Origin of the sequence: Streptomyces sp. L-9-10 (assembly GCF_004151105.1) — a bacterium.
Classification (GTDB): domain Bacteria; phylum Actinomycetota; class Actinomycetes; order Streptomycetales; family Streptomycetaceae; genus Streptomyces.
Map to the genome: position 1 here is coordinate 397,479 of NZ_PHRF01000027.1, position 15,553 is coordinate 413,031.

At 70.8% G+C, this 15,553-nt stretch carries 12 protein-coding genes; 1 reads left to right on the top strand and 11 read right to left on the bottom strand.

The features are described from left to right. Positions 1–77 precede the first annotated feature (77 nt). From CU044_RS07900 to CU044_RS07910, 3 genes are all read right to left on the bottom strand, one after another. On the bottom strand, positions 78–587 hold the full coding sequence (locus tag CU044_RS07900) for a MarR family transcriptional regulator (RefSeq protein ID WP_129767718.1): 510 nt from the start codon (positions 585–587) through the stop codon (positions 78–80). Beyond that, positions 587–2,356, bottom strand: coding sequence for an MFS transporter (locus CU044_RS07905; RefSeq protein WP_240045429.1), 1,770 nt, complete (start codon positions 2,354–2,356; stop codon positions 587–589). Before CU044_RS07905 ends, CU044_RS07900 begins: the two co-directional genes overlap by 1 nt. Before the next feature lie 235 nt (positions 2,357–2,591). After that, complete coding sequence (locus tag CU044_RS07910) at positions 2,592–3,437, bottom strand: GNAT family N-acetyltransferase (RefSeq protein ID WP_129767720.1); 846 nt, start codon at positions 3,435–3,437, stop codon at positions 2,592–2,594. Between the two features lie 143 nt (positions 3,438–3,580). On the opposite strand from CU044_RS07910, the gene CU044_RS07915 reads away from it, so the two are divergent. Further along, entirely contained in the window at positions 3,581–4,777 is a 1,197-nt protein-coding gene (locus CU044_RS07915; RefSeq protein WP_129767721.1) for a serine hydrolase domain-containing protein, read from the top strand. A 117-nt stretch (positions 4,778–4,894) separates the two neighbouring features. On the opposite strand, the gene CU044_RS07920 is transcribed toward CU044_RS07915, so the two are convergent. The 8 genes from CU044_RS07920 to pstA form a co-directional block, all read right to left on the bottom strand. Continuing rightward, positions 4,895–5,734 (bottom strand): phosphate ABC transporter ATP-binding protein, encoded by an 840-nt coding sequence (locus CU044_RS07920; protein ID WP_129767722.1) that lies wholly within the window; start codon positions 5,732–5,734, stop codon positions 4,895–4,897. Positions 5,735–5,754: 20 nt separating this feature from the next. After that, positions 5,755–6,705 (bottom strand): class E sortase, encoded by a 951-nt coding sequence (locus tag CU044_RS07925; protein ID WP_205124057.1) that lies wholly within the window; start codon positions 6,703–6,705, stop codon positions 5,755–5,757. A gap of 99 nt (positions 6,706–6,804) precedes the next feature. Further along, the gene (locus CU044_RS07930; protein ID WP_129767723.1) at positions 6,805–8,265 is read right to left on the bottom strand and encodes an Ig-like domain-containing protein; all 1,461 of its coding nucleotides are present in this window, start codon (positions 8,263–8,265) and stop codon (positions 6,805–6,807) included. Then, positions 8,262–8,447, bottom strand: coding sequence for a hypothetical protein (locus tag CU044_RS39020; RefSeq protein ID WP_193563899.1), 186 nt, complete (start codon positions 8,445–8,447; stop codon positions 8,262–8,264). The genes CU044_RS07930 and CU044_RS39020 overlap by 4 nt, the downstream gene beginning before the upstream one ends. Positions 8,448–8,489: 42 nt before the next feature. Continuing rightward, on the bottom strand, positions 8,490–9,491 hold the full coding sequence (locus tag CU044_RS07940) for a substrate-binding domain-containing protein (protein WP_129767724.1): 1,002 nt from the start codon (positions 9,489–9,491) through the stop codon (positions 8,490–8,492). A 490-nt stretch (positions 9,492–9,981) separates the two neighbouring features. Next, complete coding sequence (locus tag CU044_RS07945) at positions 9,982–12,498, bottom strand: hypothetical protein (protein WP_129767725.1); 2,517 nt, start codon at positions 12,496–12,498, stop codon at positions 9,982–9,984. Continuing rightward, positions 12,495–14,225, bottom strand: coding sequence for a phosphate ABC transporter substrate-binding protein PstS (locus tag CU044_RS40005; RefSeq protein WP_275670179.1), 1,731 nt, complete (start codon positions 14,223–14,225; stop codon positions 12,495–12,497). The genes CU044_RS07945 and CU044_RS40005 overlap by 4 nt, the downstream gene beginning before the upstream one ends. Continuing rightward, positions 14,222–15,529 (bottom strand): phosphate ABC transporter permease PstA, encoded by a 1,308-nt coding sequence (gene pstA / locus CU044_RS07955; protein WP_129767726.1) that lies wholly within the window; start codon positions 15,527–15,529, stop codon positions 14,222–14,224. Before pstA ends, CU044_RS40005 begins: the two co-directional genes overlap by 4 nt. Between the last annotated feature and the right edge of the window lie 24 nt (positions 15,530–15,553).

Genomic DNA, 15,553 nt, shown 5'->3' on the forward strand with positions numbered 1-15,553 from the left:
CATCAGGGCCCCGGGTCCGAGGGGATCCGGCCTGTGCGCGGTCGCGTCTCCCCGGCGGACCGCGTTCTCCTCCCTGGTCAGATGCCTCGGGGCAGTTCGCCGGGGTACGTCGCGGCACGCTCGGACAGGGCCTCGAGCGCGGGCAGCGCGGCGTACAGGGCCCGTTGCTCCCCGTCCGTGAGCAGGGCGATCCGCTCGGCGAGGCGTGCGGCGGTCTCGCGGCGCCTGGCCTCCAGTACGGCCCCGCCCGCACGGCTGAGGGCGACCAGGCTGGCGCGCTGGTCCTGTGGATCGGGATGCCGTGCGATCCAGCCGGTGCTGTCGAGCAGATCCACCATGCGGGAGGCGGTGGACAGGGCGATGCCCATGCGGGCGGCCAGCTCGCTGATGCGCAGCGGGCCATGGGCCGCGAGCGCGGCCAGGGCGGCCTGCCGGCTGGGGGTGAGGTCGCCGGGGGCGCTCCGGGCACGCAGCACGGGAAGGAGGTGCTGGATCGCCAGCCGGAGCCGTCCGGCGATCTCGGCGGTCTCAGCTGTCTCGGCGACCTCAGCGGGGTCTGGGGCGGGGGCGGGCGCGGGTTCGGTCATCACGGCCCCTCGGACGAGGGCGGCGGCGGGGGTCCGGGGGACGGCCGCGCGTACGGCCGCTGGGACGATTGCCCGGACGATTGCGCGGACGGCGGCGGCGCTGAGCCCGGCAAGACCGACGAGACCGACGAGGCCGAGGGGTCCCGCTGCCGTCCCGCCTCGGCGGGAGTCGCGGCCTGGGACCGGTCCCCGTGGACGTAGCGTCCGCCCCGGAGCAGCGAGGCGACGGCCGCGACCAGGCAGGCGGCGATCGCGAAGTCGAAGGCGACGGAGAGGCCGTCGGCGAACGGCTGGGAGATCAGCGCCGGGAAGAAGGCGCGCCCCGTCAGATAGTCGGCGTGTCCGGCCGGCAGCTGGGCGAGCACATGGGGCCCGAGCAGTGTCTGAACCGGGTTGTATCCCAGGAGCGAGGCGAACAGCACGCCGACCGGCGGCAGCGCGGCGACCCTCGCCGCGTCGGCCGCGGGCACGCCCTGGGCGGTCAGACCATGGGTGAGGGCCCCGGGCAGCGCCCCGGCGAGGCCCGCGATCATCAGGGAGAAGAAGACGCCGATGGAGAGCACTGTGGCGGAGTTCTGGAAGGTGGTGCTGATCCCGGCGCCCACCCCGCGCTGGTCGGGCGGCAGGCTGTTCATGACGGCCGCCCGGTTGGGCGACGCGAACAGCCCCATGGCCAGCCCGTTCAGCAGCAGGATCAGGGCGAACATCGGATAGCCGAAGTCGACCGGGAGTTCCTTCAGCGCGACGAACGTGCCCGCGGCCAGCAGCATGCCGCCGGTGGCGAAGGTCCGCGCGCCGAACCGGTCGGAGGCCCAGCCGGAGAAGGGGCCCGCGATCAGGAATCCGATGGTCAGGGGAAGCATGTAGATACCGGCCCAGAGGGGGGTCTGCTCGAAGCTGTAGCCGTGCCGGGGCAGCCAGATCCCCTGGAGCCAGATGATCAGGATGAACATCAGTCCGCCGCGGCCCAGGGACGCGAGCAGGCTGGCCACGTTCCCCGCGGTGAACGCGCGGATCCGGAACAGCGCCAGGTGGAACATCGGCTCGGCGACCCTCGTCTCCACCACACAGAACACCGCCAGCATCGCCAGTCCCCCGGCGATCGCGGTGATCACCCAGGGGTTGGACCAGCCCATGGTGTGGCCGCCGTAGGGCTGGATTCCGTAGGTGATGCCGGACAGGACGGCGATCAGACCGATGGCGAAGGTGAGATTGCCCCACCAGTCCAGCCGGGCCGGGGCGCGGATGCCGGTGTCCCGCAGTTTGAGGTACGCCCATACGGTGCCGAACAGGCCGATCGGCACGGACACCAGGAACACCAGATGCCAGTCGACGGGCCCGAGCAGACCGCCGAGGATCAGCCCGATGAAGGATCCGGCGATGCCCGCCACCTGGTTCAGCCCCAGGGCGAGCCCGCGCTGATGGGTGGGGAAGGCGTCGGTGAGGATGGCGTTGGAGTTCGCCATCAGCATCGCGCCGCCGACGCCCTGGAGGACGCGCATCCCGATCAGCCACAGCGCGCCCGCCGTGCCGTGCAGCCAGGTCACCGAGAGCAGTACGGAGAACACGGTGAAGACCGCGAATCCCAGGTTGTACATACGGACCCGGCCGTACATGTCGCCCAGCCGTCCGAAGCTGACCACCAGCACGGCGGTCACCACCAGATAGCTCATGATCAGCCACAGCAGCAGACTGGTATTGCCGGGCTGGAGCGGATCCACGCCGATTCCGCGGAAGATGTCGGGCAGCGCGATCAGCAGAATCGACATATTGATCGTCGCGATCAGTACGCCGAGCGTGGTGTTGGACAGGGCGATCCACTTGTAGTGCGGTCCCGGCTCAGGGTCGGTGTCGGCCTCTGAGCCGGCCGGTTTCGCGACTGTCCACCGCACTGGGCATCACTCCCGTCGCGCGCGAAACTCCCGTCGCACGCCATCGACGGATTTACTTGCTTGACCTCAACCAATCTAATCCCGGACAGGCGATGAGGCCAGTGCCCGGGAATTATCCGAGCTCAAGGCTGGTGACGGCGTACAGACCCGGTAGATCCATTTCGGGGACAGGGCCGGTATACATGCGCGCGGCCTCGAAGGAGGGTGTCAGTCCGAGTTCTTCCGCGAGCCGGACGGACGGCGCGTTGATATCCGGGATGTCGATCGCCACGGGTGCCCCGGGGACGGTCGCGGCCAGCCCGCTCAGCAGCGCGGCGGCGATCTCCGGGGACGCGGCGTAGAGCGGTCCGATGCGGGAGGCTCCGCTACAGGGGCGGATGGCCGCGAAGCCGCGCAGTTCGCCGTCGTGCACGGCGGCGAGGCTCGTACGGTCGGGCAGCCCGATCCACGAGGCGAGGAAGGCGTCGCGCTCCGCCGGAAAGAATCGCCGGTCATAGGCGGCGAGTTGGTCGAAGGAGATCCGGCGGGCGTCGGTCAGTCCGATTCCGTCCGGAATTCCGGTGGCCGTCGGGACGCCTTCGTAACGGATATTGTTCCAGGCCTTCCGGAAGCCGGACCTGCGGTAGTTCTCCTGCTGGTCGATCACGCCGTCGAGCCCTACGTTCCGGCCGGCCAGCCGTGCCATGGCCGCCCGCCAGACCTGGATTCCGTACCCCTGTCCGCGCACGGCGGGCCGGGTGATGTAGAAACCGATGAATCCGAAACCGGTGCCGTAGCGCACGGCGGAAACAGAGGCGACGGCCTCTCCGTTCAGGCGTCCGAAGATAAAGCCGCCCGGATCGGCCGGGAAGAAGGAGTGCCTGTCGGACTCACCTGGATTCCACCCTTCCTCGTCCGCCCAGGTACCGAGCTGTTCGATGTCGTCTGCGTTCGCGGTCACAATCTCAAACGTCACCATCGGCCTCCAGTGCGGTGGGCTCACACTTTGACACGGCCCGGACCCGGGAAGACCGGAAACGGATCAACTCTCAGCCATCCGAGAACCTTCGGCGCGGCACGCGCGTCTGTCCGGCGAACGTACGCACTGACAGGGGAGTTCACATGGCCATACGTACGAAACGGGCGCACCGCGGCGGCGCGCGTCGCGCGTGGACGGGCGCGCTGGCCGCGGCCGCTCTGGTGAGTACCGCGCTCACCGGGCCCGCCGTGGCCGCTTCGGCCGCTTCGGTCGCTTCGACCGCTTCGGGAGGTCACCAGGCCACCCAGCGGCAGTTGGACGCCGCCGTCGGGGACGGCGTCCCCGGCGCACTGGCGCGGGTGACGGACCACGGCGGTGTCTGGAACGGCGCCGCCGGAGTCGCGGACCGTACCACCGGCCGCGAGCGGCTGCCCCGGGACAGATACCGCGTCGCCTCGGTCACCAAGACCTTCGTCGCCACCGTGCTGCTCCAGCTGGAGGCCGTGGGCCGTCTCGACCTGGACGACACCGTCGAGACCTGGCTGCCGGGGGTGGTACGGGGCAATGGCCACGACGGGCGCACCGTCACCGTGCGCCGGCTGCTCAATCACACCAGCGGGATCTACAACTACAACTCGGACCCGGAGTTCCGCCAGAAGGTCGCCGGGGACGGTTTCCTGACACACCGTTATGACACGTGGCAGCCGGAGCAGTTGATCGCTCTCGCCATGAGTCATCCGCCCTACTTCGCACCCGGTTCCGGCTTCCGTTACTCCAACACCAACTACATCCTCGCCGGGATGATCGTGGAGAGGGTGACGGGACGCCCGTACGGCACCGAGATCGAGCGCCGTATCCTGCGCCCGCTGGGACTGCGTGCCACCAGCGCGCCGCGGACCGATGTACGGATGCCCCGCCCTTCGGGCCGCGCCTACTCGAAGCTGCTGTCGCCGGATCCCGCCGCGGAGATCCACGATGTGACCGAGCTGAACCCGACGGTCGCGGGGGCGTCAGGGTCGATGATCTCCGACTCGGCCGATCTGCAACGCTTCTACCGCGCGCTGCTCCGGGGCGAGTTGCTTCCGGCGGAGCAGCTCGGCGCGATGATGGACACCGTCGGCATGGGCACCGGCGTACCGGCCGCGTACGGCTACGGTCTGGGTCTGCTCCGCCAGGAACTGCCGTGCGGTGTGGAGATCTGGGGCCACAGCGGCGATACGCGCGGCTCGGTGTCCGCGGTCGCGATGACCCGCGACGGAAGCCACTCGATCGCCTTCAACTTCAACGCGGACTGGGCGGGTGACACCGGGAAGGTCGTCGAGGCGGAGTTCTGCGGCTGACCGGGCGCGGCTGACCGCTGCCTTCGGGAGGCGGCCGGCGTGCCGGCCGCCTCCCACTGCCGGTGTCGATCCCGGTGTCGATCCCGGTGTCGTTCCCGCTTCCGGTTCCGTTCCCGCTCAGCCGAACCGGCCGTTGACGTAGTCGGCGGTCCTGGTGTCCCGGGGCGCGTTGAACATCGCGTCCGTGTCGCCGTGTTCGACGATCACCCCGGGTGTCCCCTGCTCCGCGAGGAAGAAGGCACAGGAGTCGGAGACGCGCGCGGCCTGCTGCATGTTGTGCGTGACGATGACGATCGTCACCTCCGTCTTCAGTTCGGCGATCGTCTCCTCGATGCGCCGCGTCGAGGTCGGGTCGAGCGCCGAGCACGGCTCGTCCATCAGCAGCACCCGCGGCCGCACCGCCAGTGACCGCGCGATGCACAGCCGCTGCTGCTGGCCGCCGGAGAGCGCGCCGCCCGGCTGGCGCAGCCTGTCCTTGACCTCGCGCCAGAGCCCGGCCTTGGTGAGGCACTCCTCGACGAGGTCGTCCTTGCTGTCCCGCCCCGCCTTGATGCCGTTCAGCTTCAGCCCGGCCAGGACGTTGTCGTACAGCGACATGGCGGGAAACGGGTTGGGCTTCTGGAAGACCATGCCGATCTGGCGACGGGCATGGGTGATGCGCCGTCCGCGGTCGTAGATGTCTCCCTCGTCGAGGAGCACGCGTCCGGCGAGAGCGGCGGCCGGGATCAGTTCGTGCATGCGGTTGAGAATGCGCAGGAAGGTCGACTTGCCGCAGCCCGAGGGGCCGATCAGCGCGGTGACCTCGTGCGCGGGCATGGTCAGCGAGACCCGGTCGAGCACCTTGTGGTCGCCGAACCACGCGGAGACGGAATCGGCCCGCAGTGTGGCGGCGGTGTCGCCGCCCACCGCGGGCTGGACCAGGGTGTCGGCGAGCTGGGGCGGCGGCGTCACCGTCATGGTGGGCAACTCCCTTTCGGTCAGAGCAGATTCGGCAGAAGGCGGGTGGCGGCGCCGGAGACGGCGAGACCCAGTGCGGCCAGGACGGGCACGGCGCAGATCCAGGTCTGCCAGCGGCCCCATACCCGGTGTGCCCAGGCGGCGAGGAGCGCGGCGAGAAAGAGCCCCTGGGTCCACAGGAAGACGGCGAGCCAGGCGCCGCCGTCGCCGTTCAGCGCCTCTTCCGCGGGACCGATCCATCCGGCACGGCGCTCGCGTGGCGGGCTGGGCTGTACGGGCGTGGTCAGTTCGGCGTCCACACGCAGCACCCCAGAGGGGGTGTACGGGGCGCCGGTGGCGGTGATGAGGGTGAGCCGGCCCTGGTTCCGGCCGCCGCTGGGCGTGGGCAGTTCATCACCGGCGCGCCGGCTGCCGGTGACCCGGTACTCCGCCTTGCCCTGCCCCGTCATCAGGGTGATCGTGGCGTTGTCGGGGAGCCGGTCGAGACGGGAGAACGGGCTTCCGTACCCCCACTGCCTGCCCATGATCACCGCCGTGCCCGGCTGGCCGGGCAGTGCGGTGTCCCGCCGGTGACCGGGGCCGGACATCAGCACACCGGACGTGGTGCCCTCGCCGACGACCTCGTGGACACCGAGGGCGGGGATGTCCAGCAGCGCGACGGGGGCGCCCAGGGCGAGTGCCCCGCCGTCGTTGTCGAGCGGGCCCACCGGTGCGGTGCCCTCGGCGAGTTGCTCGCGCAGCTCGTCGTAGGCCACCTGCTGATCGCGGGCGTGCTGGAGATGTCCGACAACGGTGAGGTTCGCGGCGAAGCCGAGCAGTACGGCGGCGAGGACGCACAGCGCGGCCCCGGCCAGCGCCAGCCCCGGGCGGGCGGGGGCCCGTTGGGGTCCCCGCTCGCCCGCGGGCTTCTCGCGCCCCCCGGATCCGGCGGGCGGTGAGGGGGCGGACGGCGGCGGTGTCAGAACGGCCACGGTGGCTGCGCTCCTCGCTTGCTGAATCGGGAAAGAAGGGAGAGTGGGAGTGCCGGGTGAGGGTGGGTGGACGTGGAGTGGCGCCCGGGACCGTCGGCGTCAGTCGCCCGGCGTGCCCGAAGGCGTGGCGAAGGTCAGCAGGCCCCTGCGGCGCGCGCCGACCACGAACGCGGCGCCCACGAAGCACAGCGCCAAGGAGGCGAGGGCGATCGAGGCGACGCCGGTGCCCGTCGAGGCGAGGGAGCCGCCATCGCCGGAGCCGCCCCCGCTGCCGCCGACCGCGCCGCCACCGGCCACCGCGCCGGAGTCACCGCCCGTGTCGCCACCGGAGGTGCCCGCCGCCGCGCCGCCGTCCGCGCCCGAGGAGTCGCTGGGCTCGGGGGTGGGCTCCGTGATCTCGCCCGTGGTGAACGCGAAGGCGACGCTGTGGCCGTCCGCCTTGTCCTCGGCGAGCGTCAGCACATGGTCGCCGTCGGCGAGTTCCGCCGGGACGGTGAACGCGTACGCCTGGACGGTGCCGTCGGCGTCCGCCGTGGCGTCCTCGAAGGGCGCGTCGCTCTCGGCCAGCGTGACCTTCACGGTCGCGTCCTTGGCGTAACCGCGCGCGGTGATCGTCACCTTCTGGCCGGCTTCCAGGTTCGGGTTCGCTTCGAGCGGGTTGCCGTCCGCGTCCACCACATCGAGGTCGGCGGGCTCGCTGGGCTCGCCGGTGGGCGGCTCGGAGTCGCTGGGCGAACCGCCCGGCGGGGTGCCGGCCTGGTCGACCGTATAGCCGTTGATGGTGTTGCTCGAACCGGCGTACGCGTCGGGATCCGCGGGGGTGAACTGGGCGTGGATGTTCTGGACGCCCTGGGGCAGGGCGGTCGTCTTGAACACGGCGGTACCGTTCTCGACCGCCTGCGCGCCGAGTGCGACCGGCTCCTCACCGGTGCGCTCGGAGGTGAGCGCCACCTCACCGGCCGCGGTGTCGGGGGTCACCTTCACCGTGACCGTCACCTCGCTGCCCACGACAGGGTGGTCCTCCGGGGCGGCCGTCAGCTCCACGCTGGTCGTCTCGGCCGCGGCCAGCGCCCAGGTGTCGCCGGTGACCTCGATGTTCGTGGTGAAGAAGGCCGGGGGCACGTTCGGGTCGAGGATGTTGACGCAGTTCAGCCGCAGCTCGTACGTGCCTTCATGGGGCTCGTCGCCGTACCACCCGGTGAGGGCGTCGAAGAGGGTGAGGAAGTTCTCCGGCATCTCGGTGTCGATGGGCCCGGCGTCGTATCCTCCCGTCGTCGCGTTGCCCACCGGGGCCGGGGTCGCCGCACTGTCCGTCGGGTGGATCACACTGAGCCGTACGGCGCCGCCCTGCCCCTCCGGGCACGCGGTGTCTGTGGTGACCCGTGGGACGAGCGGGTTGTCCGTGATGCTGCCGGTGGTCCGGCCGAGGGTCAGATCGCCGAGCCGGCCTGCCGCGCTCGCGGTGGCCGCGGCGCCGAGCACGGCGGCGGCCGCGCCCATGAGCAGGGCGCAGCACAGCAGCAGCGCCGGGAGTGATCTCGCTCGGGCGAGGCGTGTCATGGTCGGGTCCCCCACAGGGTGTCGGTGTCGCGGTCGGAATCGGTGTTGCGGTCGGTGTCGGTGTTGCGGTCGGTGTCGCGGTCGGGATCGGTGTTGCGGTCGGTGTCGGACTCGGTGTCGGTGTCGGTGTCGGTGTCAGCGGGATACGGGACGGGAACGGGATACGCCCCGGGGCCGGGCACCTGGAGGGTGCCCGGCCTTGGCGTGATGGGAAGGGACGGTGATCAGCGCTCGCCCTTCAGGGCGGTGGCGCCGCAGGCGGTGCCCAGCGAGCCGAAGCCGTACGCCTGGATCTGCGACGTCTGGCCGCAGACCTTGGAGGCGGTGCCGACGAACGCGCTGACGATGTTGGCGTCGGCGGTGGTTCCGGTGATCTTGGGGGTCGGGACGACGTTGTAGACGTCACGGTTGTAGGGGAAGGCGGTGTTGAGCGTGCCGTTGGTGTTGCGCGGCGCGACACCGTTCACCTTGCCGAGCACCGTGACGCCGTGGCGGTCCGCCACCACACCGTTGGTCTGGGCGATGTACTGGGCCACGGAGTACGGGGCGATGTCGCCCGCGGTGTCCAGCGCGGTGCCGTCGTGCTCCTGGACGGAGCCGTTGACGCAGGTGCCGACCTGAGCCTCGGTGACCCCGATCTTCTCCAGGAAGAAGGTCCGCGTGCCCGAGCCGGACTGCGGCAGCAGCGGCGTGAGGGTGACACCGTTGTGCGTGGTCTTGACGCAGGTGTAGATGTCACGCAGCTGGGCGGTGGTCAGGTCCAGGCTGCTGTTGAGCGCGCTGTCCGAGCGGACGGCGACGGTCACCGCGTCCTTGGCGAACGGAATCCAGGTCAGCTTGGTGGTCGTCGTGTCCGCCGGTCCCCGGGAGGAGCGGGCGAAGTCGATGCAACCGGTGCTGTTGAGGACCGCGTTGCGCAGCGCGTCGATGCCGGCCGAGGAGCCGTTGGGCCGGTTGATCGTGCAGCCGGTGGCGCGGGTCTTGATGGTGGTGGAACCCGTCGCGTTGTAGGACGCGATGAGCTGACCGTCCGGGACACCGTCGGGGTCCGGGATGACCGCGCCGAGGCGGTTGCCGATGTCCTGCGTGGTGTCGGAACCCACGCCGACGAGCTGGCGGTACTCACCGACCGCCGGGTCGGCGGAGGCTGCGGGGGCCAGCAGGCCCACACCGAGTGCGGCAGCGCCGACGACGGCACCGAGGCGAGCACGGGACTTGACGTTCACTTCTGTTCTCCTCCGTGAATACGGATTTCGAGGAATGGACTGTCAAGAAGAATCCGGATTTCGTTCCGTCGACCCGTCGGCCGACGCCGTGAACATTTCCGCATATGCACTGTCCGGGACCACCAACTCCGCCGGATCATAAGGTTACGGGGGTATTTCCTAGGAGACACCTGGAGAACTCGCCCATGGTTATGGAGAATTCCCGGAGGGCGGTGAGCCGCTCCGGGCATCCCCTGCACCTGACGGGCGTGCCCTGCTCTCTCGCCCTAGGGTCTTTCGTTTGGATCAGGCCGGATCAGGGAGCGGGGTCTGGTGGAGGGGGTCCCTCCCGTGCCGTTCAGGCTACGGGGGAGGATCGCAAGGCGGAGGAGGGAGCCATGGCGGAGCCCTGGTGACCGACGACAACGCGGCGAGGCGCGGCCCGCCGCGGCAGCGGCTGATGTCACCGCGGGCACGCGAGCCCGGCATGATCCAAACGAGAGGCCCTAGGTCATCCGGGACCGCCTGCCGCCGTCGCGGCCCTGCGCGCGGAGAGCCGTAGCAGTACGGGCCCGGCCAGGGCGGCCACACCGCCGACGACCAGGACGCCGAGCAGCACCCAGCGCACGACGCCCAGCACCTCGCGGGGGGTCAGTCCGCCGGAGGCGAGTCCGGTCTTGGCCGAGGGGCCCGCGGCGCCCGCCCCCGCGCCCGGCGAGGCGGCGGTCGGGGAGGGGCTCGCTCCGTCGCCCGCGGTGGCTCCCCCGGCCCCGGACCCGTCCCCGGCCGTTCCTCCGGCCCCTGCTCCGGCGCCGTCCCCGCCGCCGGTGGACCCGCCGGCCGCCGCACCGCCCGCCGCACCGCCACCGGCCGGGGGGTCGGCGGGTTCGGCCACCTTGCCGCGTACCAACTGGTCGGCGGCCGACAGCGCCTGGTCGCGCAGGTCCTTGGGCATCGGCGCGTATCCGGGCGGCAGTTCCCCGGGCGTGAGGCCCTGGGTCTGTCCGGTGCCCGCCGCGTACCGGATCAGCCGCGCGTAGTCCTGGCGCGCGTCCGCGGGCTGGTCGACCGGGGCCACGGCGTAGGCGACCGCCGTCAGCGGATACGCCCCGTTCTTCGCGGTGGCGGGGCTCGGCGCCTTCACCCCCGCGACCGGCGAGTCGGGCATCCGGGCGACGGCCTTCAGCATCGAGTCGGCGGTCGGACGGACGTAGGCGCCGTCGGCGTTCGGAAGCGCGGCGATGTCGAGTTCGTACCGCGAGGCGGACGCCGCGTCGACGATGCCGTACGCCTGCCGGGACCCGGGGAGGCTGTCCGAGGCCACCAGCTTGATGCCCTGCGGGGAGTTGGCGTCGAGTGCCGCGAGGAACGTCGCTCCGGTGGCACCGCGCCTGACCCGCAGCGCGCCGTCGTGCATGTCGTTGGCGTACGGGGACTTCTCCAGCTGACCGTACGAGATCGCGCGTTCCACACCGTTGTCGGGCAGCGTCATGCGTGTCTCGGTCGTGTCGGCCTTCGGGTAGTCGAGCGGGGCGTCCGCGTCCAGGCCCAGCGACCGGTAGAAGGGATTCACCTTCATCCCCCACGGGTCAGGCTTGCCCCGGAGGAAGTCCCGCGACTCCGCGTTCGACTGGAGATAGCGCCAGAGCAGGTTGGCGCCATCCGAATTACCGGCCTGGAGGAGTATTCCGCCAGGACCCAGCTGCGGCTGTGTCGGCCGGTCGAAATAGGGATTCAGTTTCTTGAATTCCGGGTCGACGACAATGGATTCCGCGTTCCCTTTCAGATGGTCGGGCACCGGATTCTGAAAGCTGATCTGCCGGATGTCGTAGGGGTAGGAACCGGTCACCAGCTTGGCGAGCAGCCGTGGGCTGAGTTTCAGGTCGCGCACCTGGCCGGCCTGTCCGTCCTCCCAGAAGAAGCCGACCGTGAGCGCGCTGACCGCGACCGGCGCGTAGACCAGGCCCGTGCCTTCCTCGATCGGGGCCACGGTGACCCCCATCCCGGGCGAGGTCGCCGTGGGTTTCGCGATGAGGCGACGCGCGTAGTCCTCGCCGGCCTGGCTGAAGGTGAACCGGGCGTCGGCGCCCGCGCACAGCCTGGCCTGCCAGGACGTGATGGCGTCGGTCAGCAGCTCGGACCCGATGACGCGCCGCTCGGCCTTGTCCGCCGGGCAGGTGTTGCCGACCGCGCCGAACTCCATTGGAAAGACGAGCCGTTGGTCCCAGTTGGACTGGCTGAGCGGCGAGGTGTGCACGCCTTCCGCCGCGTTGACGGTGCCGTCCGGGTCGTGCTCGCCACGGGGGACGACGACCAGCCAGCACCTCCGGGGCTTCGCTCCGGCCCCGCTGCCGACGTCTCCGCAGCCCAGATAGGGCGCCTCGATCGCCGACTTCATCTCGAAGACCGCCTCGCCGGTGCCGTCGGTCCGCGTGCTCAGCCAGGGCTGGGCGTTGGTGTCGTTGTTGCTGAAGTAGGTGGCATCGGAGGGCGAGTCGGTCGGATCGCCCTGCAACGGCTGGAACGGAACGAACGGGTTGTCCTCACCGGCGTCCGCGTACTCCTTCTCCAGCGGGTCCGTGCCCTTCGGCAGGGTGCGCTGGCTCATCCAGTGGGTGCCACCGCGGTTTCCCCCGAATTCGCACTGCTCCCGGTCGGGGCCCGCCGGGTCGTCTCCCCAGCACTGCATGATCTGGAGGAAGTTGCGGAAGCCGTCCACGGGCGGCGCGGCGCGGCCCTTCCAGGTCACATCGACTCCCTGGGCCCGCAGGTTCTTCGTCTGGTGGACGGTCACCTCCAGGCCGGAGAAGTCGTCGTACGGACCCTTGCGGCCGGTCAGCGTCATCGCGGAGTCCTCGGCCGCGGCCTTCGTACCGCTCCCCGCCTCCGCCGCCTGTGCCCGGTCCGTGCCCGGCGGCAGCGGTACGAGCGCGAGGAGCAGCGCGGCGAGAAGCGATCCGACGCCGACGCTCACGCGCCGGTGGACCCGGGATCCGCCGGACCAGGAACGGAACTGACGGATACTCATATCGAACCCTCCCTGCGGCGGGCCCGTGCGGCGAGCGCGCGTGCGGTGAGCGGCGGCCCGACGACCACACCGACGAGGAGCAGCGCGGAGAGCGCCATCAGCGCGCCGCGCAGCCCCGTCGCCTCGTTGGAGGCGAGGGTGACCGGATTCCCGACGACCGCGGAGTCACCGCCGCCGGATCCGTCCCCGCTGATCAGCTCGCCCGTGTCGGGGTCGATGACACCGCCGGACGCTCCGGCCGCCGCGGCGGCCGACTCCGGGGAGCCGGGTGCGCCGCCCGTGGCTCCGCCGGTGTTCCCGGTGCCCCCCGACCCGCCGGTGCCCGCGGTGGAGCCGCCCGTACCGCCCCCGCCGGTCCCTCCCGAACCGCCGTTGCCCGAGCCGCCGTTGGCGCCCTGGGCAGACGGCTTCACCGGGGTCTTCTGGCCCTTGGCGCCCGCCGTGCCGTCGGAGCACTGGGTCGCGCCCTTCTTGTCGCAGGCTTTCGGCTGCGGGGCGTTCTTGGCGAGGGTGTTGGTCCCGTCCGAGGAGAAGGTCGGGTTGCGGCAGGAGTTGATATTGATCTTGTCCGTGGGCGCGCCGGGGATGCGCCGTACCTGTTCGAAGCCCGCTTGGACGAGGTTCTTGGGCAGTGGGGAGTACCCCAGCTCCTCGGCGATCTGCTGGCCGTCGCAGAGGAAGTAGTTGGCGAAGGTGCCCAGGGAGAGGCCCTTCTCCTTGGTCATCGGGTTCTGCTCGCCGGCCAGTGAGGTGGGCAGGATCATGTAGCTGTAGCTGGAGAGCGGATAGGCCCTGGGGTCGCGGGAGCCGTAGACGCCGTCCAGGATCTGCGTCAGATAGTTCGTGGAGTTCTTGTCCGGGTTGATCCGCGCGCCGAGCAGCCCCACGGCGACGCTGGACGCGGTGGGCTCCACATAGAACTGGGACGCGTTGAGCATCTTCGCCACCGGGAAGCCGGTCGAGATGGCGTACGAGTACTCGACGTAGGTGATGGCGCCCTCGGCCTGGCTCTGCTTCACATAGCCGGAGACACCGAGCGATCCGGACTTGGCGATCGTGGAGGTGCCCGGCACCACCGGGAAGTACGAGGTGAGACCGCACGGGGTGGCGCGTCCGGCGCGGGCGCAGTAGTCGTTCCACGCCGCGGCGTGCTGCTTGGACAGCCAGGTGGTCAGCTGCGCCGTCGTACCGGAGCCGTCGGAGCGTACGACCGGCACGATCCGGCGGGCGGGGAGCGTGAGGCCGGGATTGTCCGCCCTGATCTCGGCCGCGTTCCACATGGTGATCCTGGAGGTGAAGATCTTGGCGAGGACGTCGCCGGAGAGCCGCAGATTGGTGACCCGCTTGCCGCCGATCTTCAGGTTGTACATGAAGGCCGTACCGCCGGCCACGATCGGCATATAGGCGTAGCCGCGCTTGGGCGGGGCGTCGGTGACGCCGCCCTCCTTGAGGCCGTAAGGGATCTCGGAGACACCGAAGTCGACGGAGCCGTTCCTGAACTGCTCACGGCCGTTGGAGGAGCCGGTCGCCGCGAAGTTGACGGTCATACCGAAGTTGGAGGCGACATTGCGGCGCCACTGGTCCAGTGCGTTGGAACTCCAGGTGGAGCCCGCACCGTTGATCTTCGGATAGGTCACCGCCCAGGCGGGCGGCGGGCCGACGGCGAGCAGCGCGCAGAGCAGCGCGGCCAGCCCCATGGCCAGTCGGGAGGCGGTCGCGGGTCTCACGGGGTACTCCTGTTGGGCTCGACGGCGGGTGCGGGGGAAGTCGGTGCGGGCGAGAAACCGGCGGCCCGCGTATCGGTGTGCCTACCGCTGCGGTCGTGGCCGCCCGTACGGGCCGCGAAGCGTTCGGCGTCGCGGCGCGAGGCGAGCACGCGGCGGTGTGTCTGACGGCGTGTCAGCTTGCCCGGTGCGCGTCCGCCGATGAGCCGGGCGAGGACGAACAGCAGCAGCACCAGCGCCATGAGGGTGGCCGCGGTGCCGAACCCGCGCGCGATCATGGCAGGTTCGGGCGACTTGACGAACTCGAAGGTGGCGAGCGGCAGCGAGACCTGGGGCCCGTTGAACGGATCGGCGTTCATCTCCGCGGTGAAGCCCGCGGTCAGCAGCACCGGGGAGGTCTCGCCCACCCCGCGCGCGGTGCCGAGGATCACCGAAGTGGTCAGCCCGGAGCGGGCGGTGGGCAGCACCACATGCCAGGCGGTGCGCCAGCGCGAGGTGCCCAGCGCGTACGACGCCTCGCGCAGCGAGCCCGGCACCAGCCGGATCACCACGTCGGAGGCCCTGATGATGATCGGCAGCATCATCACACCGAGCGCCAGGGACGCGGCGAGGCCCGACTTCCCGATGCCCAGGGCGAGGATCGCGGTCGCGTAGATGAACAGGCCGGCCACGATGGACGGCAGCGCCGTCATCGCCTCGACGATGGTACGGACGAACCGCGCGAACCGGCCGGGCACCTCGTTGAGGAAGACCGCGCAGACCAGACCTGCGGGGACGGTGAGGACCAGCGCGATGAGGATCTGCTCCAGGGTGCCGACGATGGCGTGCAGGATGCCGCCGGCGCTCAGTGGGTCGAGGGGGCCCGCGAGGGTCATGTCCTCGGTGAAGAAGTTCAGATGGGGCAGCGCCTCGCGGCCCTCCCACAGTGTGTAGACGATCACGAACGCCAGGGCGACGACCATGACCAGGCCCACCGTGCGCACGACGACCCCGGCGAGCCGGTCCCGGACGGTGGGCCCGTCCTCGTCGAAGGAGACCAGCAGCGCGTAGAGCCCGAGGAAGAGCGCGTATCCGACGATCAGGAAGCCGATCACCCCGTTGAACGGCAGCAGCCATACGAACAGCAGCGCTGTCAGACTGACGGCCGCGGCGCCGGAGCCGAGCAGCGCGTAGGTGTCCGTGGCGCGCCTCAGCGCCGGGGAGCGCCGCCGCTCCCCGGCCGGCTCCACGGGCCGCGGCCGGCTCGCGGGCAGGACGGTACGCCGCTCCTCCGCGACGGACGGCGGCGACTCGGGTGCGAGGGTCATGACGGGCGGGTCCCCTTAGGACAG

Bases quoted from the DNA above. Each gene is read 5' to 3' on its own strand.
- pstA (WP_129767726.1), bottom strand. From the start codon at position 15,529: ATGACCCTCGCACCCGAGTCGCCGCCGTCCGTCGCGGAGGAGCGGCGT.
- CU044_RS07930 (WP_129767723.1), bottom strand. From the start codon at position 8,265: ATGACACGCCTCGCCCGAGCGAGATCACTCCCGGCGCTGCTGCTGTGC.
- CU044_RS07910 (WP_129767720.1), bottom strand. From the start codon at position 3,437: ATGGTGACGTTTGAGATTGTGACCGCGAACGCAGACGACATCGAACAG.
- CU044_RS07920 (WP_129767722.1), bottom strand. From the start codon at position 5,734: ATGACGGTGACGCCGCCGCCCCAGCTCGCCGACACCCTGGTCCAGCCC.
- CU044_RS07915 (WP_129767721.1), top strand. From the start codon at position 3,581: ATGGCCATACGTACGAAACGGGCGCACCGCGGCGGCGCGCGTCGCGCG.
- CU044_RS07900 (WP_129767718.1), bottom strand. From the start codon at position 587: ATGACCGAACCCGCGCCCGCCCCCGCCCCAGACCCCGCTGAGGTCGCC.
- CU044_RS07945 (WP_129767725.1), bottom strand. From the start codon at position 12,498: ATGAGTATCCGTCAGTTCCGTTCCTGGTCCGGCGGATCCCGGGTCCAC.
- CU044_RS07905 (WP_240045429.1), bottom strand. From the start codon at position 2,356: ATGTCGATTCTGCTGATCGCGCTGCCCGACATCTTCCGCGGAATCGGC.